This is a genomic window from Ruegeria sp. YTSA219 (assembly GCF_059609985.1).
This window is the reverse complement of sequence record NZ_JBXWMT010000007.1, coordinates 75,280-97,483: the sequence shown is the minus strand read 5'-3', so window position 1 is coordinate 97,483 and position 22,204 is coordinate 75,280. Positions and strand designations below refer to the sequence as shown.

The following is a 22,204-nucleotide window of genomic DNA, read 5'->3' as shown; positions in this document are numbered from 1 at the left end:
CCTTTACACAGAACGCCCTGCCGTTACCTCGTCGGCGGGGCGTTTTTTTGCTCAGAGCATTTCGTTCATCAGTTCCCGTCCGATCAGCATCCGGCGGATTTCGCTGGTACCGGCGCCGATTTCCATCAGCTTGGCGTCGCGGAATATGCGGCTGACCGGCGAATCCGACAGGAACCCCGCGCCGCCCATAGCCTGAACTGCCTGATGGGCCTGCGTCATGGCCTGTTCCGAAGCATACAGACAGCACGCTGCCGCATCTTGCCGGGTCACATCCCCGCGGTCACAGGCCTTGGCGACCTCGTAGACATAAGCCCGGGCTGAATTCATGGCCGTGTACATGTCAGCAATCTTGCCTTGCATCAGCTGAAAGCTGCCAATCGGTTTGCCGAACTGCTTGCGCTCGGCCAAATACGGCATGACTTCGTCCAGACAGGCGGCCATGATTCCAGTTCCGATCCCGGCGAGCACAACGCGTTCGTAATCCAGCCCTGACATCAGAACCGCGACACCCTTACCCTCTTCGCCCAGAACATTTTCAAAGGGCACCTCGACGTCATCAAAAATCAATTCCGCCGTGTTTGATCCGCGCATGCCCAGCTTGTCGAAATGGGGCGAGGTCGAAAAGCCCGTCATCTCTTTTTCGACCAGAAAGGCGGTGATCCCTTTGGATCCAGCATCAGGATCCGTCTTGGCGTAAACGACCAGAGTATCCGCGTCCGGCCCGTTCGTGATCCAGTATTTGCTTCCGTTCAGCCGGTAGTGATCATTGCGCTTTTCCGCCTTCAGCTTCATCGAAACGACGTCTGATCCGGCGGACGCCTCAGACATGGCCAGCGCGCCCACATGTTCGCCGGAAATCAACCGAGGCAGATATTTCGCCTTTTGCTCGGGGCTGCCGTTCAGCTTGATCTGATTGACGCACAGGTTTGAATGCGCCCCGTATGACAATGAGATTGAGGCAGAGGCCCGCGCCACTTCTTCAACCGCGACGGTATGAGCCAGATAGGACATGGCCGCGCCACCATATTCCTCGGGCACTGTAATTCCTAGCAGGCCCAACTCACCCATCTCGCGCCAAAGTTCATTGGGAAACGCGTTCGAGGCATCGACCTTCGCGGCCATCGGCTTCACCCGCTCTTGCGCCCAGCGATGCACCATTTCACGCAGTGCGTTCACATCTTCACCCAGATCGAATTGCATGGCCGCCGTGAACATCGAACCCTCCCAGTAAATGAACGATTGTTCAAATAATCTGCCATGACCATGAACCCGGGTCAAGCGCTGACCGAAAAAGGTTCACCCGCGAGCCGATCCGGAGCGTCACAAATTCACCATACTCGACGATTAGATCGCCTAAGCCGTTAAGTTTTTTTGCTTCAAGGATTCTGCGAATGGCCCCAACCAATGTCATCGTAAATGGTACTTTTAATAGCGGTTCCGCAAATTGGTCTGGTACGGATATCGAAGCTGACCACACTGAGGGTGCCTATCTCGGGAATGGTTCATCGAATCGTGTGGCCGAAATGGATGGCAACGCAAGCCAAGTCACGGTGATGGAGCAAACCTTTACGCTGGATGACCCCAAATCCGGCGAGCTTAGCCTGGATTCCGCACTTAGGACGGCATCTAACTCAAATGCAGGCAGCGAAGGATTTACAGTCGAGATTCTGGACAGCAACGGCGTCGTTATCGCCTCGATGACCGTTCTGCCGACTGCGAACAGCTTTTCCACATTCACCATGCAGGTCGATTTCCCTTCCGCCGGTGACTATACCCTGCGCCTTACCGAACTTGGCCTTAATGATAGCCTTGGCGCCATTGTCGATAACATCGAGTTACTGGTGTGTTTTTGTCAGGGCACCCTGATCGAGACGGAACTCGGGGAACATCCCGTTGAAACCTTGCGTGAAGGTGATCTTGTGCTGACCCGATCGGGGCTGAAACCTGTCAGATGGATCGGACAGCGGCATCTTTCGGCAACCGATCTGGCAATCAATCCAAACCTGAAACCGGTTCGAATCGCGAAATCCGCATTAGGGGACGGTTTGCCGAAACAGGATCTTCTGGTTTCCCGGCAGCACAGAATGCAAATCTCTTCGGCGGTGGCGCAGCGCATGTTCGGATCGCCGGATGTGCTGGTCGCGGCCATCAAGCTGTCGGAATTGCCGGGAATCGAGATAGACAACAGCCTTGATCAGGTTGTGTATTACCACCTGCTGTTCGACAATCACGAAATCGTTTTTGCAAATGGCGCCCCGAGCGAAAGCCTGTTGCTGACCGACACGTCGCTGGCATCCGTTACGGCGCAGGCCCGCGAAGAAATCCAAATGATCCTTCCAAATCTGCTGGAAGCCCAGAATACAGTGCCGTCTTATCCGATCCCTGAAAATCGGCTGCAAAAACGACTGGTCGAGCGGCTGCGGAAGAACCAAAAATCCCCGCTCGAATCACAGGAAATGTGATCAGGATTGGAACACCGCGCCGACCTCGGAGCGAATGATCCGTGCGATCAACCGGCAATCATCCAGTGAAAAAGTCAATGGCACCCGCATATCCATGATCCCGGTCAAAATGCGGTCACTCGCAGGCAGAGGCGCGCTTTCCACATATCGCCAACTGTCATAGCGCGAAGTAAACCCGGTGGGCTCTGCTCCGCCGAACCATTTCAGATCCACACCACGCGCCGCGCAGCGCTGCATCACAAGAGCAATCCGTTCGGGTGACCAGTCCAGCAGCAAGAACTGAATCGACGAGCCCACATAAGTTTCCGCCTCGGGCCGTTCGACAATGGTAAGTCCCGGCGTGCCGCGCAGCCCTTTTTCGATCTCGACATAGCGCTCATTCCACCGGTCAATCTGTTGTTCCAGATTGCGAAGCTGCGGCCTAAGGATCGCGGCCCTCAAATTGTCCATGCGCCCTGAGACATTGGGCGTGGTGTACTTGATCCGCTCGAACACCTCCGGGCCCGGCGCTGCAAGGTGGCGCTCATACAGCATGTAGGATCCTGAAAGGACCGTCGCCTTGGCAGCCAGTTCCTCGTCATCGGTAATCAACAACCCGCCTTCACCGGAATTTATGTGCTTGTAGGTCTGGCAGGAATAACACCCGATAACGCCCTGCCGTCCGGATTTTTGCCCGCGCCATGCGGCGCCCATCGTGTGCGCGCAATCTTCGATCACGGCCACACCGGCGGCATCGCAGATTTGCATCAACCGATCCATGTCGCACAGATGCCCGCGCATATGGCTGAGCATCAGCACATCTGACTGATCCAGTTTGCTTTCGAGATCATCCAGATCAATCGTCAGCGCTTCGGTCACACCGACAAATACCGGCTTGGCTCCGATCGAGGCAATCGCCCCCGGCACCGGCGCCAGGGTGAAAGCGTTGGTCAGAACCGTATCTCCTGGCTGCACCCCTATCGCGCGCAATGCTGTCGCCAGTGCATAGCCGCCCGAGGAGACCGCCAGACAGTATTTTGCACCGGTCTGCGCGGCAAATTCCTGTTCTAACAGGGCGGTCTCGGCCAGTTCGCCGGGCGACACGTTATATCTGTGCAGCCGGCCATGACGCAAAACGGCCAGAGCCGCCTCGATCGCCTCATCCGGGATTGGTTCCTGCTGGGTGAAATTGCCAGTAAACTTCTCAGTCATCTTTTCGCTCTTGAGGCCGCGATGGGCCGGGGTCAAGGGGTCAGGCTGCAGCTCCGACCAAATCAAAAACAAGTTTCGGCAGGTCATCAAAATGATGTAACAGCGCTTCGGGTTTCAGCGCAGCCATGTCGTCGCCAGATGGCCCGAATGTTACAAGCACCGAAGGTACACCTGCAGCACGCGCCGTATTCCGGTCGGTGTCGGAATCCCCGATCAGAACGCACAGATCCGGGTGCCCACCTGCCCGGCGGGCAGCTTCACGCAGGGGCTCCGGATCGGGCTTGCGAACCGGCAAAGTATCCGCACCGACGAGTGAGCCGAACCGGTCGCGCACACCCATTTGGGTCAGCAACTGATGTGCCAGAGCCTCGGGTTTATTGGTGCAGATACCAACGCCATAGCCGGCCTCTTTCAACTTTCCAACCGCGTCCAGCGCGCCTGGGTAAAACCGGGTATGGGTGTCAATCGCCTCCGAGTACGCCTCTAAAAGCATAGGGTAATAAGCGTGAACAGCCTGTTCGTCATAGGCCCCAACCCGCTTCAAACCGTGGGTCAGCATCATCCGCCCACCACGCAAAGCGATACCAGCATCCTGTCCGTGGACCAGCACATCGCCGTGCCCCATATCGCGAAAACAATGGTTTGCGGCCTCCAGCAAATCCCCGGAAGTATCCGCCAGTGTCCCGTCCAGATCAAAGATGACTGTTCGCATTACGCCTCCTGCCTCGGCGGGTTTTCGCCACGTCTTGTTGCAAACGGCAATCTAGTTTGATGGCTGAACCGCTTGCGACTTTACCCTCAGCGGATAAAACGGACTGCAACAAAACACAAAGAGAAAACGATTTCATGAGTATCGCCCTTGTCATCCTTGCTGCCGGTAAAGGCACCAGGATGAATTCGGATATCCCGAAAGTCCTGCACCCGATTGCTCAGGCGCCTATGCTGGTCCATGCCATGCGCGCTGGTGCTGTTCTGTCGCCCGAGCGGACCGTCATTGTCACCGGGCACGGGTCCGAAGCCGTTGCCAAGGCAACCCTGGCCGAGGACGAGACCGCACAAATCGCCATTCAGGCCGAACAGCTGGGCACCGCCCATGCTGTCGCACAGGCGCGCGAAGCGCTGCAGGGTTTCAACGGCGACGTGGTTGTTCTGTACGGGGACACGCCCTTTTTGCAACCCGAGACGTTGGAACGTATGATCGAAGCACGGGCCAAGAACGATCTGGTCATTCTGGGTTTTGAGGCCGCAGATCCTGCACGCTATGGCCGGTTGGTCATGAACGGACAGACCCTTGAACGCATCGTCGAATACAAAGACGCCTCGGATAAAGAGCGCGATATAACACTTTGTAATTCTGGCCTTTTGGTCTGTGACGCTGAATTGCTGTTTTCGCTGATCGACAGCGTGGGAAATGACAATGCCGCCGGTGAATATTACCTGCCGGATGTCGTGGCAATCGCCCGATCCCGTGGCCTGAATGTCACCGCAGTCGCCTGTGACGAGGCACAGACGCTGGGTGTGAACTCACGCGTTGACCTGGCCGCTGCGGATGCGGTTTTTCAGGCCCGTGCCCGCGTCGAACTGCTGGATCTGGGGGTCACGCTGATGGCGCCGGAAACCGTTTATCTGGCCGCCGACACCGTCATTGGCCGCGACACGGTGATAGAACCCAATGTGGTCTTTGGCCCCGGTGTCACGGTGGAAAGCGGCGCGACGATCCGGGCATTTTCTCATCTTGAGGGCTGCCATGTCAGCCGCGGCGCCATCGTCGGCCCCTATGCCCGCCTGCGCCCCGGCGCTGAGCTGGCAGAAAACACCCGCGTCGGCAATTTTGTCGAGATCAAGAATGCTGAGATCGCCGAAGGCGCCAAGGTCAACCATCTCAGCTATATCGGGGACGCAACGGTTGGGGCGGCGACAAATATCGGCGCGGGCACGATCACCTGCAACTATGATGGCGTGATGAAGCACCAAACGACCATCGGCCAGAACGTCTTTGTCGGATCGAACACCATGTTGGTGGCACCTGTCACCATTGGTGACGGCGCGATGACGGCCACCGGAACCGTGGTGACGCGCGATGTGGAAGCGGATGCTTTAGCCGTTGCGCGCGCCAAGCAGGACAACAAGCCCGGTTATGCGCGTAAATTGTTTGACATGTTGACGGCGAAGAAGGCTCGTCGCGACAAAGGAGCCTGACAGATGTGTGGGATTGTAGGTGTATTGGGCAAGCACGAAGCTGCCCCCATCCTGGTCGAGGCCCTAAAACGGCTGGAATACAGGGGGTATGACAGTGCAGGCATTGCTACGGTCAATGGCGGATCCCTGGGTCGGCGTCGGGCTGTAGGCAAGCTGGTAAACCTCAGCGACCTGCTGGTGCATGACCCGCTTCCCGGTAAATCCGGTATCGGCCATACCCGCTGGGCCACCCATGGCGCGCCGACAGTTTCGAATGCGCATCCCCACCGGGCCGGGCCGGTTGCCGTTGTTCACAACGGCATCGTTGAAAACTATCGAGAGCTGCGGACAGAGCTGGCGGAACACGGGATCGGGTTCGAAACCGAAACCGATACGGAAACCGTCGCCCTGATGGCTGAACATTACCTCAAATCAGGGCTGCCCCCGGTTGAAGCCGCCTATAAAACCATCGACCGGCTGGTCGGCGCATTTGCCCTGGCCTTTCTGTTTGACGGCGAAGATGACCTGATCGTGGCCGCGCGCAAAGGCTCGCCACTGGCAATCGGGCACGGGGACGGAGAGATGTTTGTCGGCTCGGACGCCATCGCGCTAGCGCCGCTGACGGATCGCATCACCTATCTGGAAGAAGGTGACCGTGCGGTTGTGACCCGCACATCGCTGGAAATCCGCAACGAAGCAGGTGAGCTTGCCAATCGCGAAACCCGCAAGATCAAAGTGGATCACAGCCGCGCCGACAAGGCCGGGCACAAGCATTTCATGGCCAAGGAAATCGCGGAACAGCCGATTGTGGTTGCCGAGGCGATCCGGTCCTACCTGCCCTCTGCCGGGGATCAGGTCGTTCTGCCGGGGGATCTGGATTTCACCAAGCTGGACCGTCTGACGATGGTCGCTTGCGGGACTGCTTTCTACGCCTGTTTGACCGCCAAATACTGGTTCGAGCAACTTGCCAGAATACCGGTCGAAGTCGATATCGCCAGCGAATTTCGCTATCGTGAACCTCCGATCCCGGAACGCACTATGGCGCTGTTTGTTAGCCAATCGGGTGAAACCGCCGACACGCTGGCCGCCCTGCGGTATTGCGACGGCAAAGCGGACAAGGTCGTCTCAGTCGTCAATGTTCCAGAAAGCTCGATCGCACGTGAAAGCGACATCGCCCTGCCGATCCATGCCGGGGTTGAGATAGGCGTCGCCTCGACCAAAGCCTTCACCTGTCAGCTGAGCGTGTTGCTGATGCTGGCGCTCAAGGCTGCCGCGGACCGTGGCACGTTGAGCGACGAGGAACTTGCCGATCACGCCGCCGCGTTGCGCGGGCTGCCTTCGGTGCTGAACACCGCGTTGGATCAGAACCGGGCCATCAGGAAATCCGCCCAGCGCTTGTCCGAGGCGCGCGATGTTCTGTTTCTGGGACGCGGCCTGATGTACCCGCTGGCGATGGAAGGGGCGCTGAAACTCAAGGAAATCAGCTATATCCATGCCGAAGGTTATGCTTCGGGTGAGCTAAAGCACGGCCCCATTGCCCTGATCGACAAACACATGCCCGTGGTGGTTCTGGCCCCGCGAGACACGGTGTTCGACAAAACCGTGTCGAATATGCAAGAGGTCATGGCACGCAAGGGTAAAGTCATCCTGGTGTCCGATGATGACGGCATCGCCGAGGCGGAAGACGGGGTCTGGAGCACGATCCGCATGCCGCATGTGCACCCCAGCCTTGCGCCGATCCTCTATTCGGTGCCCGCTCAGCTGCTGGCCTATCATACGGCGGTGGCCAAGGGCACGGATGTGGACCAGCCGCGCAATCTGGCGAAATCCGTAACGGTGGAGTGACGCATGTCCAAGCAATTTCCGGCGCTGGATAACGCCCATCGCAAGTTTATCGAGGATCAGCATCTGTTCTTCGTCGGCACCGCCGGACCTGAAGGACGGGTCAACATCTCTCCCAAAGGGATGGACTCGCTGCGGGTACTGGGGCCCAATCGGATTATCTGGATGAACCTGACCGGCAGTGGCAACGAAACCGCCGGGCATTTGCTTGAGGTCAATCGCATGACCCTGATGTGGTGTTCCTTCACCACACGCCCGCTGATCCTGCGCACCTATGGCACCGCGCGTACATTGCATGCCGGGGATGAGGGCTGGGACGCGTTGGCCGGGCTGTTTCCCTACCACCGCAGCGCCCGCCAGATCTATGACCTTGCGATTGACATGGTTCAGACCTCTTGCGGATATGCCGTACCGTTCATGGAATACCAGTCCGAACGTGACACGATGCAGAAATGGGTCGACGGTAAGTCCGATGACGATATCCGCGATTATTGGGTTGAGCGGAACCATCAGACGATCGACGGCAGGCCAACACGCGCTGCGGACCTATGACGCCCGTCACCTATCTTGACCAGATCCGCGCCCATGCCGACCCAGAGCGCGCCGTGCAGATGGCGGCTTATCACAAGGTCGAACGCCTCTATCTGGGCGTTGCAAATCCGGTTCTGAACGACCTGACCAAACTATGGCGACAGGAACTGGACGTTGCTGCGCGGGTGGATCTGGCTGACGCCCTCTGGCAGACCGATATCCACGAGGGCCGTCTTGCCGCAGCCAAGTTGCTGACCCAAGCCCGTTTCCGCCCCGATGAGGCTGCTTGGGCATTGCTGCAAAGCTGGTTGCCTGATTTTGATGCCTGGGCGGCGGCGGATCACGCCTGTATGGCGATGCAGAAACGCTTGTCCGCCGACCCGGAGCGGTTGGATCAGGTCGAACTCTGGACCGCGTCAGACCACATGTGGACACGGCGCGCCGCGCTGGTTGCCACCCTGCCCTGGACCAAACAGAACCACCCCAAGCCAGATGATCTGGACCGGCGCGACCGTATTCTTGGCTGGGCAGCGGGTTATGTGTCTGACCGTGACTGGTTCATCCAGAAAGCAATCGCATGGTGGCTGCGCGAGCTGTCGAAACATGACGCGGACCGAGTGGTTAACTTTCTGCGCGACCATAGTGCGGCCATGAAGCCCTTTGCCCGGCGTGAAGCTGGCAAATATCTGAAAGGTCAGTTGGAATAAACATCCAGCTCGACAAGTTCGTCATAAGGCAAAAGCAGCGCCCGCATCGCATCCAGCGACAGCCTGCTGCCGCCGCTTTCGGGCCCACGGGCCGGGACCAGCGTGATATAGGCCTGCGCCCCTGTTCTGGGCACGACAACGCGCCCCGTGAACTCTGTCTCGACCAAAGGCGTTTCCATCCAGCGTCCCGGCGTTGTCGGATCACCTAAGCTGGCAATGGTGGTCTTGGCACCAACCCAACCAGCGGCGGTTGCGGGGACCGGAACGGATTCGGTGACGTCAGCTTCCGCGGCGACCTCTGGTTCAGCCGCAGGTTTGTCGCGACCGAAAACCCGATCAGTTGTCGAGCGGACAGTGTCACAGCCCGCAACAAGGATACAAATGGTCAGCAGAGTGTATTTCATGGCCTGAACTTAGCCCCCCTCACAGGACTGTGCCAGCACAAAGCACAGTTCAGGCTTGTCGCAGGCCAGTCGCCGCTTTACGTATGACTCATGACAGCTCCGCTTATCGACCCGTTCGCACGTGCCATCACCTATCTCCGCGTCTCCGTTACGGATCGCTGTGATTTTCGCTGTGTTTACTGCATGTCCGAAGACATGAAGTTCCTGCCGAAAAAGGACCTGCTGACGCTGGAAGAGCTGGACCGTATGTGCACGACCTTCGTGAAGATGGGCGTGGAAAAGCTGCGCATCACCGGGGGCGAGCCGCTGGTCCGCCGAAACATCATGTCATTCTTCAATGCCATGACCCGGCATCTGGACAGCGGCGCGTTGAAAGAGCTGACGCTGACAACCAATGGCTCGCAACTGCACCGCTTTGCTGACGATCTCTATGCGGCGGGCGTGCGCCGGGTGAATGTGTCGCTGGACACGTTGGATGATGAGAAATTCAGCCAGATCACCCGTTGGGGCCGGTTGAAACAGGTTCTGAACGGAATTGATACTGCCCAAAAGGCTGGCCTGCGGGTCAAGATCAACGCTGTGGCCCTGAAGGGGTTCAACGAGGCCGAACTTCCAACAATCACCCAATGGTGCGCTGAGCGCGACATGGATCTGACCTGGATCGAGGTGATGCCGATGGGCGATATCGGGAACGAGAACCGTCTGGATCAGTACTGGTCGCTCAAGGATGTCCGCAAGGAATACGAAAGCCACTATACCGTGTCCGATCTGGCAGAACGCACTGGTGGACCCGCGCGATATGCGCGGCTTGAAGAAACGGGCCAGAAGATCGGCTTTATCACACCGCTGTCGCATAATTTCTGCGAAAGCTGCAATCGCGTCCGCCTGACCTGTACGGGTGAGCTGTATATGTGTCTGGGGCAAGAGGATATGGCCGATCTGCGTGCCCCCCTGCGAGATCATCTCGATACCGAGGCGCCGCTGGAACAGGCCATCCGCGCGGCGATAAATCTTAAGCCCAAAGGCCACGACTTCGACTATTCCCGCCAGGCGGTCGATGGCAAGATGAGCCGCCACATGAGCCATACGGGCGGCTGACATGACCGCCCCCTCTGGCCAGCCGACGCTGCTTTACCGTTTGTATTGCAGCCTGACCGCCGTTGCTGCACCTTTGGCTTGGCGCACCGTGCGCAAGAAACTCCTGGCGGCAGATGTCCCGACAATTCGCCAGCATGAAAGGCTCGGCCATGCCAGCCTACCACGCCCCAAGGGCCGATTGATCTGGTTCCACGCTGCAAGTGTGGGAGAAACCCTGTCGGTCATCAGCCTGATCAAACGGCTGGGTGAACGCCTGCCGGATGCCCAGTTCCTGGTTACCTCGGGCACCCCAACTTCGGCGGCGCTGATCGAAAAACGGATGCCACCCCGTACGCGACACCAGTATCCGCCGCTGGACACCGCAGGGCCGGTCCGGCGATTTCTGGATCACTGGCGCCCCGAAGCCGGAGTATTTGTCGAAAGCGAAATCTGGCCACGCCTGATCGTTGACGCGGCTGGACGGGGAATCCCTCTGGCCCTGTTGAATGCGCGCCTTTCAGATAAATCCGTCGAAAGTTGGAAAAAACGTCCACAAACCGCACGATTCATTTTGGACAATTTCAGCCTGTTCCTGACCCAGAATGGCAAAACCGCCGCTAATCTGGTGGACATGGGGGCTGTGGCGGACCGCGTGCAACCGGGAACCAACCTCAAAGCGATGTCCGATCCGCTTCCGGTCGATAATTCTGTGTTGGAAGATATTCAGACCCAGATTGCAGGGCGTCCTGTGTGGATCGCCAGCTCGACCCATGCCGGAGAAGAAGAAATCGTTCTGGCTGCCCATGCAAAATTGCTGGAACGTTGGCCCGACCTGCTGCTGTTGTTGATCCCGCGCCACCCCGAACGCAGACAGGATGTGGCCGCGCTGTTGAAACAGGCCGGTCAATCCGCAGTTTTCCGAACATCGGAGGGGCGGATCGAAACTGAAACACAGGTCTATGTTGCCGACACACTGGGCGAGACGGGCACGTGGTATGCGCTGTGCCCAATCGTATTTCTGGGCGGTTCGCTGCACGAGATCGGCGGCCATAACCCGTTCGAACCCGCGCAGGCTGGGGCGGCGGTAATAACCGGTCCCGGATACTTCAACTTTGCCGAAACCTTCGCGCCGCTCATCGAAACCGGTGGCGCGATTGAGGTGAACTCTGCGCAAGACCTGACAAACGCGGTCACGATTTGGCTCACCGATCAGGCCGCGCTGAATGCAGCGCGCGCTGCCGCGAAATCCTGCGTCAACACGCAGAAATCCGCGCTCGATTCCATTGTCGAGACACTGTGCGCCCGGTTGAAACTGGAGACCAAACCTTCATCTGGCTAAGGGCAACAGGGGCAGCGCAGGTGCCTACCCCTTGGGGTCAAGCCGCTGGCATCCTTTGCTCCACGATTTCGGCCCACCAGCTGCATCCCGCGGGGATGGCTTCATCGTTGAAGTTATATTCGGGATGGTGAACTGCTGCGGTGTCCCCATTACCCACCAGAATATAAGCGCCGGGGCGTTCTTCGAGCATAAAGGCGAAATCCTCGCCGCCCATGATTAGCGGGGCCTGGTCACAATCGCCCGAGACGGACCGCGCCACCCGCGCTGCGAAATCGGTTTGATCATCACTGTTCACCATCACCGGGTAGCCCCGGTAATAGGTCACCTCAACCGCTCCTCCAAATGTGGCGGCCACTCCGGTGCAGATCTCGGTCACGCGCTTTTCGGCCATATCCCGCATGTCCCGGCTCATTGTACGGACCGTACCGCGCAGCTTTACAGTCTGAGGGATCACGTTGAATGCGGTTGAAGAGGTCTCAAACGAAGTCACCGACACAACCACCTGATCCACCGGATCGGCATTCCGGGAAGCGATGGTCTGCAATGCCAGAACCGCCTGCGCCGCCATAACGGTTGTGTCCACGGTTTCGTGGGGTTTGGCTGCGTGACCGCCCTTGCCCTCGAACACAATGTCGAACTGATCGGTTGCCGCGAAAAACGCGCCGGGACGGATGGCGAAACTGCCCACCGGACGTCCGGGCCAGTTGTGCATTCCGTATACTTCCTGAATGCCCCAGCGATCCATCATCCCGTCTTCACACATCTCACGACCACCGCCGCCGCCTTCTTCGGCAGGTTGGAAAATGACCACCACTGTCCCGTCAAAATTCCGCGTTTCCGAAAGGTATTTCGCCGCCCCCAACAACATCGCAGTATGACCATCATGGCCGCAGGCGTGCATCGCCCCATCGGTATTCGAGGCATAGTCCAATCCGGTCGCCTCATGGATCGGCAGCGCATCCATATCGGCACGCAAACCGATAACCTTGCCGACCGTGTCCGCCTTGCCCTTGATCACACCCACCACGCCCGTTCGGCCAATTCCGGTGACCACCTCATCGCAGCCGAACTCTTTCAGCTTTTCCGCCACCAGCGCACTGGTGCGATGGGTTTCAAACAGGATCTCTGGATTTTGGTGGATATCACGCCGCCATTCCGTGATTTCACTCTGCAGTTCTGCGAAGCGGTTTTTGATCGGCATGTGTATCTCCCAAAATCATCGTTCGTCGCTGTCACCGGGACGCAACGCGCCTGACAACAGGACAATGAAAACAGCCAGCGGCAGCAAGGCCATGAATGCAAGACGCAATGTAAGCATCTCTGCCAGAAACCCAATAAGGGGCGGGCCAATCAACAACCCGCCATACCCTAATGTGGCCACGCTGGCGATGGCTTGACCAGGCGGGACATGCGGATCATTTGCCGCCCTGCTGAACGCAAGCGGCATGATCACTGCATATCCAAGCCCCATCAGTCCAAACCCAACCAGAGCAATCCCGGCATCATAGGCCGATACCACAGCCAGCACCCCCAAAGCGGCGCATACCCCTCCGAAACGGGCCGTCGCGGTTGGTCCGAACCGCGCGATCACGACACCACCCACCAGACGGAACGCGACCATTGTCACCGAAAAGACGGCATATCCCAGCGCCGCGACGCTTTCGGGTGCACCGGTCACATCCCGCAGGAAAATCGCGCTCCAGTCCGCGACGGCCCCTTCACCCAATGCCCCGCACAGGGCAATAAACCCGACAAGTATCAACGCACCCGACGGAAGTGCAAATATCGCCCCGCCCGAGGGCGCAACGCGGCGTGAATTCCACTGCACACGGGACAGAGCCAGTGTCAGCCCAACTACGATGCCACCGGCCAGCAAAAAGTGCTGTGTCACCGTCAGGCCCATCTGTATCGCACCAAATCCGCTCAGCGCTCCCAGACCGGCCCCCAGGCTCCACATCGCGTGAAAAGACGACATAACGGGCCTGTCATAAGCGCGCTCAACCTCTGCTGCCCAGGCGTTCATCGCCACATCCATTGAGCCGTGGAAGGCCCCGAATACGAACAGGAAAAACGCCAATGCCCAAAAGCTTCCGGCAAAGGCCAGCAAGATAAGGGATGCGGTATAAAGAATGGCGATGATCCGTGTGATCACCACAGCCCCGAACCGATCTGTCAGACGTCCGGTAACCGGGAACGAACACACAGCCCCAGCCGCCATGAACAGCAAGCCATAGCCAAGCGCTTCGTGCGATAGGTCCAGGTGATCCCTGACTGCGGGAATACGCGAGGCCCAGATCCCGAACAAAGCGCCGTTCAAAATGAACATGGCCGCCACGGCCCGCCAAGCGGCCATAATTCCGATCACGTATTTTCCTTTGCTCCGCGCCCGCCCCTGTCAGTTCTACAGCCTAGGGAAGTTTTAGCAAACGCGGATTAGGCCAACCGCTTTCGTATATGCCTGATACCCAGCCAGACACACAGGACAACCGGCAAGGTTGCCGCCGCGGTCAGCATCCCCTTGCTGATCCCGGTGGCGGTCAACGGGTACAACAGATAGCTGGCCAGTGAGACCGCATAATAGCTAATCGCCACCACGGAAAGCCCCTCGACTGTGTGCTGCAACCTCAGGGCCAGATCAGCACGGCGGTCCATACTTTCCAGCAATGCCTGATTCTGGGCGCTGCGTTCCACATCTACCCGGGTCCGCAGCAACTCACCCCCCCGGATCGCCCGGTCGGACAAGGTCTGCAGCCGACTTTCCGTGGCTTTAACAGTACGAATTGCGGGCTCATACCTGCGCATCATGAAATCGGCAAAGGACTGACGGCCCTCGAACCTTTCCTCGCGCAATACTTCGATCCGTTGGTTCACGATGGCTTCATAGGCCCCGGTAGCCCCAAAGCGAAATGCGCATCGGGCAGAAAGCGTTTCCAATTCGATGGATGTAGACAGCAGATCCGGCAGTAGTTCGTCAGGATGCGCCGAGTTATCTGTCATCTGCCCCATAAGCCGGGTCAGCTTTCCATCCAGCTCTCCGATTTTCGGCATCAGTTGCTTGATGCGAGCAAAGCCCAACATGGACATGGCCTTGTAGGTTTCGATCTCGCACAGGCGCTGGATGATGCGTCCGGTTCGGCGCTGTCCTGTTCCCTTGGTCACGAAGAGCGCGAACCGCATATGCCCAGCCGGATCAATCCGAAAGTCACTGGCACAAATCGCAGCATCATCCAGCACGCGCGCAACCGCAAGGCTTTCGGGTTCGAACCATTCGGCCAGCGCGGCTTTTACCGCCTCATCATCTGGTCTTTCGGTCACCCGAACCATGGCCGAGGTTATCCTCTGGCCCGGGCTGGCCATCAGCCAATCAGGTGGGAAAGCCTCAAAATCAGCGGGGTTGAAGGCCCGGTCACTGACATTCCGGGTGATCGCCGTATAGGTCACAAATTCCGTGTGCTGCTCCCACTTGAGCCAGTGACGCCCGATCTGACCAGCGTAATGCGTCGCGTCCGGCTGCGGGTGCTGCGCACCGTGACGGTCCAGAAGATTGACCAGATGGGCAATGTCTTCGCTCCGGTCCCGCGCAACCGCCGCCACGGGTTTCTTGATGGCCAAAAACGCAACGGTGCATGGCGTCGAGGCCACGGGAAACGGGCGCGCATGCAGCTCGTTGGCCAGCGAATAGCGCAATGGATGATCGTCGATCGGCGTCATTGAATGCTCCGGCGTTGTCCGGCGCACTATACGACAGTTCAAAAATACATCAATTATCTTTTTATTTCAATAGCTTACATGGATACTACGGTATACAAACCCCTTATGTCATTGATTTGGCTGCCACAGTTCGATTGGGTTGCCCTCAGGGTCGTGAATACGTGCGAATTTTCCAACCTCGCTATCCCATTCAGGATTGGTCTCGACGGCAATGCCTGCGGCTTGCAACTGGGTCGTCATGGCAGACAGATCATCAACCCGAAAATTGATCATCCACTGCTGCTCGGCGCGGCCAAAATAATCGGTGTCCTGCGCAAACGGGGCAAAGACCGTATAGCCTTCGCGCTGTTTCCAGGGGACGGGATCGTAATGATGAACGCCAAGATGGGTCTCGTACCAATCCCGCAACGCTTCCGGATCTCTGGCGCGAAAAAACATGCCACCTATGCCGTTGACCTTTTCCATGGGGCACCTCCTTGTCTCTCTATAATAGCCCAAGGATACCACATTCTGCCCGCCTCATCTGGCCAAAAAAATATTGGGGGCTTGGAGGCAAAGCCCCCAACATGACAAACAAGAAAAGGGCGCCCGAAGGCGCCCTTTGCATTTTGGTTAAGGCTTTAGATCAATCGATCATTGGCAGCAGCTTGTCCAGCGATTGTTTCGCGTCGCCATAGAACATGCGGGTGTTCTCTTTGAAGAACAGCGGGTTTTCGATGCCCGAATAGCCGGTGCCCTGACCACGCTTGGATACAAACACCTGCTTGGCCTTCCAGCATTCCAGAACCGGCATGCCGGCAATGGGGCTGTTGGGATCTTCTTGCGCCGCAGGGTTCACGATGTCGTTGGAGCCGATCACAATGGCAACATCCGTATCCGGGAAGTCGTCGTTGATCTCATCCATTTCCAGAACGATGTCATACGGCACCTTGGCCTCGGCCAGCAGAACGTTCATGTGGCCCGGCAAACGACCGGCAACCGGGTGGATCGCAAAGCGCACATTCTTGCCCTGCGCCCGCAGCTTGCGAACCAGTTCGGACACCGATTGCTGTGCCTGCGCCACGGCCATGCCATAGCCCGGAATGATCACCACGCTGTCGGCGTCATTCAGGGCTGCGGCAACACCGTCGGCCTCGATTGCAATCTGCTCGCCTTCGACAGCCATCTGCTCACCTTGCGGACCACCAAAGCCACCCAGGATCACACTGACAAAGTGCCGGTTCATCGCCTTACACATGATGTAGGAGAGGATCGCACCGGACGAGCCCACCAGCGCACCGACCACGATCAGCAGGTCGTTGCCCAGCGAAAAGCCGATGGCCGCAGCCGCCCAGCCTGAATAGCTGTTCAGCATCGACACAACCACCGGCATGTCGGCACCGCCGATGCCCATGATCAGGTGATAACCAATAAACAAGGCGGCCAGCGTCATCAGGAACAGGGGCAGGAATCCGCCCGTGGACGTGTACCAAACCAGACAGATCAGCGAGAGCCCCGCCGCAGACGCATTCAGCGCGTGACCACCGGGCAGTTTGGTTGCCGTCGATGTAACCTTGCCAGCCAGCTTGCCATAAGCCACGACCGAACCGGTAAAGGTGATCGCGCCGATGAAGATGCCCAGGAACAGTTCCACGTGCAGGATTGCCAGCTCTGCCGCTGTCTTCTTGGCGATCAGCTTGGCAAACGCGCCCAGGTCGGAAAGGTCGACGTCTTTGGCGGCATCAACAACCGCAAAAACTTCGGCGACATTCTTGATTTCAAAATGCGCGTTGAAACCCACGAACACAGCCGCCAAACCAACCAGCGAATGCATCGCAGCCACAAGCTGTGGCATCTCGGTCATCTGGACGCGCTGCGCCACATATTGACCGATCAGACCACCACCTATGATCAGCAGCAATGACAGCAGCCACAAGCCCGAACCGGGGCCGACCAGCGTAGCGAAAACCGCCAGCGCCATACCGACGATGCCATACCAGACAGCGCGCTTGGCGCTTTCCTGGTTCGACAGGCCGCCAAGCGAGAGGATGAACAGAACAGCCGCAACAACGTAGGCGGCAGTGGTGAAGCCATAATCCATGTGCCCGGCCTCCTTAAGATTTCTGGAACATGGCAAGCATGCGCCGAGTTACGAGGAAGCCACCGAAGATGTTGATCCCGGCCATGAAAACGGACAGAGCCGCCAGCAGAATAACCAGGAACGACCCGGATCCGATCTGCATCACTGCGCCAACGATGATGATCGACGAGATCGCGTTGGTAATCGCCATAAGCGGTGTGTGCAGGCTGTGCGCGACGCCCCAGATCACCTGGAATCCCACGAAGATCGCCAGCACAAAGACGATGAAGTGCTGCATGAAGCTGGCCGGAGCAATCAGACCGATCAACAGCATTAGCGCACCGCCGATACCCAGCAAGGTGAACTGCTGTTTGGTTTGCGCCTTGAAGGCCGCAACTTCCTGCGCCTTTTTCTCCTCCGGGGTCAGCTCCCTGACCTCAGGCTTTTTCTGAGCGGCAATCGCCTGAACTTTCGGCGGCGGTGGCGGGAAGGTGATTTCACCTTCATGCGTCACGGTTGCGCCGCGGATCACGTCGTCTTCCATGTCATGGTTGATCTGACCATCCTTTTCAGGCGTCAGGTCTGTCATCATGTGACGGATGTTGGTTGCGTAAAGCGACGAAGACTGCGCCGCCATCCGGCTTGGGAAATCGGTATAGCCGATGATGGTCACGCCATTATCGGTCACGATCTTCTCGTCAGCAACGGTCAGCTTGCAGTTGCCGCCTTTTTCCGCCGCAAGGTCCACGATCACCGAACCCGGTTTCATCGCTTCGACCATGTCCTTGGTCCAAAGCTCGGGCGCTTCGCGGTTCGGGATCAACGCGGTGGTGATCACGATGTCCATTTCCGGAGCAAGTTCGCGGAACTTGGCCAGCTGTGCCTCGCGGAATTCATCGGACTGAACACTGGCGTAACCGCCGGTTGCCGCGCCGTCCTGCTGGTCTTCTTCGAAGTCCAGATAGACAAATTCGGCGCCCATGGATTCAACCTGCTCGGCCACTTCGGGGCGCACGTCGAACGCATAGGTGATTGCCCCCAGCGAGGTCGATGTCCCGATCGCGGCCAGACCGGCCACACCGGCACCTACGATCAGAACCTTGGCAGGCGGTACTTTACCAGCAGCCGTCACTTGACCGGTGAAGAACCGGCCAAAGTTGTTTCCCGCTTCGATCACCGCGCGGTAGCCCGCGATATTGGCCATCGACGACAGAGCGTCCATCTTCTGGGCACGACTGATACGCGGCACCATTTCCATGGCGATCACGTTGGCGCCCTTGGACTTGGCGGCCTCCATGCCCTTTTCATTCCCTGCGGGGTTGAAGAACGAGATCAATGTCTTGCCCTTTGCAAGACGCTTCAGCTCGGTTTCATTTGGCTGACGTACCTTGGCGACGATGTCGGCGGCTTTCCACAGCGCCGCCGCGGTTCCGATAACCTCGACACCCGCCTCTTTATATGTGGCGTCCGAGAACCCGGCCGCAGCGCCGGCCCCTTTCTCGATCAGGCACTCATACCCGAGCTTTTGCAGTTGACGGGCTGAATCCGGAGTCATCGCGACCCGGTTCTCACCGTCAAATGTTTCCTTTGGCGTTCCAATCTTCAACGGCGCGTCCCCCTAATTTTCGGTCAGTTCGCAAGGATAGTTGGCATTCTATCTGAAGAACCAGTTTTAACTGCGCAAGATTATTTCGCAAGCGCAGCATTGTTACGTCGTGTAAAATCCCGTCAACCTCAGATCCAGCGGCGGGTTTGCCTTTCATATCTGGCGAAATCCGTGCGAAAGGCACGGCGCATACGGTTTTCTTCCGGCACAATAAACCTGCGTTCCAAAATCCAGACAAAAACAGGCATCAACACCAAGGACAGCACCGCGTCAAAACGCAGAATCAAGCCGGCCAGAATAAGTACATCGCCAACGTAGATCGGATTGCGGCTGCGCTTGAAGATACCTGTTTGAACCAGACTCGATGGAGTTTCATGCGGCAGGACGGTCGTTCGATGCCGACGAAACTCGGCAATCGCCAGCACGACAAGAACGACGCCGCCCCCGATCAGAAGGCCGCTGAGCAGGTCGGTAAACCCGCTGGCCAGCGACAGACCGAAGGACGCATAGGTCGCCTGCAGCCAGGCGAGAACAGCAAAGGCCACCAACCAAGCGGGCGGAATGTCGAGTTTGCGCTTCATGCTTGTTCCTCTGATCCTGCGGTATGGATGTCGCATTTGTCGGGGTATGTACCGCTTTGCATCCACGAAAGCAAAACCACAGTTGGTCGCATCTGTGCATTTTCGGCCGAACGCGTAGACACGGCAGAACTGATCAGATAGCCCTTTAGTCAGACATTTGTCAGAATTCTGCACAGGACCTCCATGACTGATTTCGCTGCAACCAAAGCCATGTTCGATCTGCCGAATGGAACCATTTATCTGGACGGCAACTCGCTTGGCCCATTGCCACGTGCTGCCGCCGAGCGGGTGAGTGGAATGATGACACACGAATGGGGTCAAATGCTGATCACCGGTTGGAACAAGGCCGGGTGGATGGGGCTTCCGACCGGGCTTGGCGACCGTATCGGACGGTTGATCGGTGCGGAACCGGGTACCATCGTGACCGGCGATACCCTGTCGATCAAGGTCTATCAGGCTGTTGCCTCGGCGCTGGAGCTTTGCCCCGACCGCAAGGTTGTGCTGTCTGATAACGGCAATTTCCCTTCGGACCTTTATATGGTCGACGGTCTGCTGCGTTCACTCGGATCGGAATACGAATTACGGGTGGTCGCACCCGAGGATGTTGCCGAAAACATCACCAAAGACGTCGCGGTTCTGATGCTGACCGAGGTCGATTACCGGTCTGGCCGGATCCATGACATGAAGGCGCTGACGGAACAGGCTCATGCGAACGGCACAATAACCGTTTGGGATTTGGCCCATTCCGCAGGGGCGATCCCGGTTGAGCTGTCCAGTTGCAAAGCGGATTTTGCCGTTGGCTGCAGCTATAAGTATCTGAACGGAGGCCCCGGCGCGCCGGCGTTCATCTATGTGGCGCCCCGCCATGCGGATCGCGTGCGCCCTGCATTATCCGGGTGGCTGGGCCATGAAGCCCCGTTCACGTTCGATCTGGATTACCGCCCCGGACAGGGTATCGAGCGGATGCGTGTCGGCACACCTCCGATCATCCAGATGACCGCGCTGTCTGCGGCGATGGACATCTGGGACATGGCCAACATCATGGACGTGCGCGCCAAGTCAATCGAACTGACCGAGCTGTTTATTTCGGGCGTCGAGACCACCTGCCCTGACCTGAAACTGGCCAGCCCCCGCGACCCTGCGCAGCGTGGCAGTCAGGTTTCATTCCGTTTCGCCGATGGCTATGCCGCAATGCAGGCCTTGATCGCGCGCGGCGTGATCGGTGATTTCCGCGCTCCGGACATCATGCGCTTTGGGTTCACCCCGCTTTATATCGACGAGCAGGATGTAAACGGCGCGGTGGACATTCTGGCCGACATCATGACCAACCGGTTATGGGACGCACCGGAATACAAAGTCAGACAGCGGGTTACCTGATTTCCAACGCTGCACCAATCATGGCGGCAAGGTTCGAGTTCATCCGGTCAAATTCTTGAAAATCCGTCGCGCTGATTTTGTTTCCCCGCAGCGCAGAGGCAATGGTCTCCGCAGTCTCTCTTGCGCCATCAAACAAACGGACACGATCATTCGACGCTTCTTTCTGTAGCCACCCGGTATATAAAGATTGCAGCCGGGCCTCGCCCTGCGTGATGATATCCGAGGCCAGCGACTTTCCTGCATCCAACAGTTCCATCCCGTGTGGAGAGGACATGATCTGAGCCATACCATCGGTCTGCACGTGGATTGCCCGGCCGATGATCTGCGAAACCGAGCCGTCTGCATGAAGGGCTTTCGTAACGGCTTCGATCTTCTCCTCATAGTGCAACTCGGTGAGTCTGCGCAGGATCGCCTCTTTGTTGTCGAAATACAGATACAATGCCGGGCGCGAGATCCCCACGCCCTTTGCGATTTCATCCATCGACGTCTTTTTAAATCCGTAAGCCGCGAATGCCTTACGCGCCGAATCCAGTATGGCAAGGCACTTTGCGTCTAGCACGAAGTCTCTCATCTGTACCTTTTGACACTTTTCACTCAATTTGTCAGTTGACACTCTGACACTCACACCCATTTATGTCAGAACGTCACTAAATGCCAAGAGGGAGACGCAGCTATGACGGCCAGCTTAAAGATAAATGGGACGTCATATGAGGTCGATCTACCCGAGGATGTCCCCCTTTTATGGGTTCTGCGCGACGAGATCGGACTGACCGGCACCAAGTTTGGCTGCGGGGTTGCGGCATGCGGCGCCTGTACCGTTCATATAGACGGAGAAGCCGTGCGCTCTTGCCAGGTTGCCTTGTCCGATGTCTGGGGTGACGTCACCACAATCGAAGGTCTGGGCAGCCCGGACGCGATGGCCAAGATACAGCAGGCCTGGGTTGACCATCAGGTTGCGCAATGCGGTTATTGCCAGTCGGGTCAGGTCATGCAGGTCGCCGCGCTATTGGCCGAGAACCCCAGCCCCACGGATCAGGACATAGACGATGCGATGCAGGGCAATCTGTGCCGCTGCGGCACCTATCCCCGTATCCGTGCCGCGATCCATGACGCAGCCTCCAGACTGAAGGAGGCATAAG

The 22,204-nt window shown here is 58.0% G+C and carries 21 protein-coding genes; 9 read left to right on the top strand and 12 right to left on the bottom strand.

What is annotated here, in order from left to right; genetic code table 11:
* Positions 1–51 precede the first annotated feature (51 nt).
* Complete coding sequence (locus AC2FFB_RS11680; RefSeq protein WP_271950212.1) at positions 52–1,215, bottom strand: isovaleryl-CoA dehydrogenase; 1,164 nt, start codon at positions 1,213–1,215, stop codon at positions 52–54.
* Between the two features lie 176 nt (positions 1,216–1,391).
* Here AC2FFB_RS11680 and AC2FFB_RS11675 point away from each other — a divergent pair, with 176 nt between their 5' ends.
* Entirely contained in the window at positions 1,392–2,462 is a 1,071-nt protein-coding gene (locus AC2FFB_RS11675; RefSeq protein ID WP_496689743.1) for a Hint domain-containing protein, read from the top strand.
* On the opposite strand, the gene AC2FFB_RS11670 is transcribed toward AC2FFB_RS11675, so the two are convergent.
* On the bottom strand, positions 2,463–3,653 hold the full coding sequence (locus AC2FFB_RS11670) for a DegT/DnrJ/EryC1/StrS family aminotransferase (RefSeq protein ID WP_271950215.1): 1,191 nt from the start codon (positions 3,651–3,653) through the stop codon (positions 2,463–2,465).
* 40 nt (positions 3,654–3,693) lie between these two features.
* The gene (locus AC2FFB_RS11665) at positions 3,694–4,365 is read right to left on the bottom strand and encodes an HAD-IA family hydrolase (protein ID WP_142634920.1); all 672 of its coding nucleotides are present in this window, start codon (positions 4,363–4,365) and stop codon (positions 3,694–3,696) included.
* Between the two features lie 134 nt (positions 4,366–4,499).
* On the opposite strand from AC2FFB_RS11665, the gene glmU reads away from it, so the two are divergent.
* From glmU to AC2FFB_RS11645, 4 genes are read left to right on the top strand one after another with little or no spacing between them, the layout of a single operon-like run.
* Positions 4,500–5,852, top strand: a complete 1,353-nt coding sequence (glmU, locus tag AC2FFB_RS11660; protein WP_496874930.1) for a bifunctional UDP-N-acetylglucosamine diphosphorylase/glucosamine-1-phosphate N-acetyltransferase GlmU — start codon at positions 4,500–4,502, stop codon at positions 5,850–5,852.
* Between the two features lie 3 nt (positions 5,853–5,855).
* The gene (gene glmS, locus AC2FFB_RS11655; RefSeq protein ID WP_142634924.1) at positions 5,856–7,676 is read left to right on the top strand and encodes a glutamine--fructose-6-phosphate transaminase (isomerizing); all 1,821 of its coding nucleotides are present in this window, start codon (positions 5,856–5,858) and stop codon (positions 7,674–7,676) included.
* 3 nt (positions 7,677–7,679) lie between these two features.
* Positions 7,680–8,225, top strand: coding sequence for a pyridoxamine 5'-phosphate oxidase family protein (locus AC2FFB_RS11650; RefSeq protein ID WP_496693933.1), 546 nt, complete (start codon positions 7,680–7,682; stop codon positions 8,223–8,225).
* Positions 8,222–8,911, top strand: coding sequence for a DNA alkylation repair protein (locus AC2FFB_RS11645; protein WP_496693934.1), 690 nt, complete (start codon positions 8,222–8,224; stop codon positions 8,909–8,911). Before AC2FFB_RS11650 ends, AC2FFB_RS11645 begins: the two co-directional genes overlap by 4 nt.
* Here the strand turns inward: AC2FFB_RS11645 and AC2FFB_RS11640 are convergent.
* A complete protein-coding gene (locus AC2FFB_RS11640; RefSeq protein ID WP_496693935.1) occupies positions 8,899–9,315 on the bottom strand; it encodes a hypothetical protein in 417 nt (138 codons plus the stop codon). The two genes, AC2FFB_RS11645 and AC2FFB_RS11640, sit on opposite strands and share 13 nt — an antisense overlap.
* A 90-nt stretch (positions 9,316–9,405) precedes the next feature.
* Between AC2FFB_RS11640 and moaA the strand changes: the two genes are divergently transcribed.
* Positions 9,406–10,413: a GTP 3',8-cyclase MoaA gene (gene moaA, locus AC2FFB_RS11635; protein ID WP_142634932.1), complete on the top strand. Its 1,008-nt coding sequence runs from the start codon at positions 9,406–9,408 to the stop codon at positions 10,411–10,413.
* 1 nt (position 10,414) lies between these two features.
* The gene (locus AC2FFB_RS11630; RefSeq protein WP_496713043.1) at positions 10,415–11,731 is read left to right on the top strand and encodes a 3-deoxy-D-manno-octulosonic acid transferase; all 1,317 of its coding nucleotides are present in this window, start codon (positions 10,415–10,417) and stop codon (positions 11,729–11,731) included.
* 37 nt (positions 11,732–11,768) lie between these two features.
* On the opposite strand, the gene AC2FFB_RS11625 is transcribed toward AC2FFB_RS11630, so the two are convergent.
* From AC2FFB_RS11625 to AC2FFB_RS11595, 7 genes are all read right to left on the bottom strand, one after another.
* On the bottom strand, positions 11,769–12,932 hold the full coding sequence (locus tag AC2FFB_RS11625) for a M20 aminoacylase family protein (protein WP_496874929.1): 1,164 nt from the start codon (positions 12,930–12,932) through the stop codon (positions 11,769–11,771).
* A gap of 15 nt (positions 12,933–12,947) precedes the next feature.
* Positions 12,948–14,096: an MFS transporter gene (locus tag AC2FFB_RS11620; protein WP_496693937.1), complete on the bottom strand. Its 1,149-nt coding sequence runs from the start codon at positions 14,094–14,096 to the stop codon at positions 12,948–12,950.
* A gap of 68 nt (positions 14,097–14,164) precedes the next feature.
* Positions 14,165–15,442, bottom strand: coding sequence for a DUF3422 family protein (locus AC2FFB_RS11615; RefSeq protein WP_142634941.1), 1,278 nt, complete (start codon positions 15,440–15,442; stop codon positions 14,165–14,167).
* Positions 15,443–15,550: 108 nt separating this feature from the next.
* Entirely contained in the window at positions 15,551–15,907 is a 357-nt protein-coding gene (locus AC2FFB_RS11610; RefSeq protein ID WP_496689734.1) for a VOC family protein, read from the bottom strand.
* 160 nt (positions 15,908–16,067) lie between these two features.
* Positions 16,068–17,522 carry an NAD(P)(+) transhydrogenase (Re/Si-specific) subunit beta gene (locus AC2FFB_RS11605; RefSeq protein ID WP_271950227.1) on the bottom strand — a complete coding sequence of 485 codons (1,455 nt, stop codon included), beginning with the start codon at positions 17,520–17,522 and terminating at the stop codon, positions 16,068–16,070.
* Between the two features lie 13 nt (positions 17,523–17,535).
* Positions 17,536–19,107, bottom strand: coding sequence for a Re/Si-specific NAD(P)(+) transhydrogenase subunit alpha (locus tag AC2FFB_RS11600; protein WP_142634946.1), 1,572 nt, complete (start codon positions 19,105–19,107; stop codon positions 17,536–17,538).
* Between the two features lie 128 nt (positions 19,108–19,235).
* Entirely contained in the window at positions 19,236–19,688 is a 453-nt protein-coding gene (locus AC2FFB_RS11595) for a methyltransferase family protein (protein ID WP_496693938.1), read from the bottom strand.
* Between the two features lie 183 nt (positions 19,689–19,871).
* Between AC2FFB_RS11595 and kynU the strand changes: the two genes are divergently transcribed.
* On the top strand, positions 19,872–21,065 hold the full coding sequence (gene kynU / locus AC2FFB_RS11590) for a kynureninase (protein ID WP_496874928.1): 1,194 nt from the start codon (positions 19,872–19,874) through the stop codon (positions 21,063–21,065).
* Here the strand turns inward: kynU and AC2FFB_RS11585 are convergent.
* Positions 21,058–21,636, bottom strand: coding sequence for a TetR/AcrR family transcriptional regulator (locus AC2FFB_RS11585; RefSeq protein ID WP_496874927.1), 579 nt, complete (start codon positions 21,634–21,636; stop codon positions 21,058–21,060). The two genes, kynU and AC2FFB_RS11585, sit on opposite strands and share 8 nt — an antisense overlap.
* Positions 21,637–21,738: 102 nt before the next feature.
* Here AC2FFB_RS11585 and AC2FFB_RS11580 point away from each other — a divergent pair, with 102 nt between their 5' ends.
* On the top strand, positions 21,739–22,203 hold the full coding sequence (locus AC2FFB_RS11580; protein WP_496874926.1) for a (2Fe-2S)-binding protein: 465 nt from the start codon (positions 21,739–21,741) through the stop codon (positions 22,201–22,203).
* The last annotated feature ends 1 nt before the right edge of the window (position 22,204 follow it).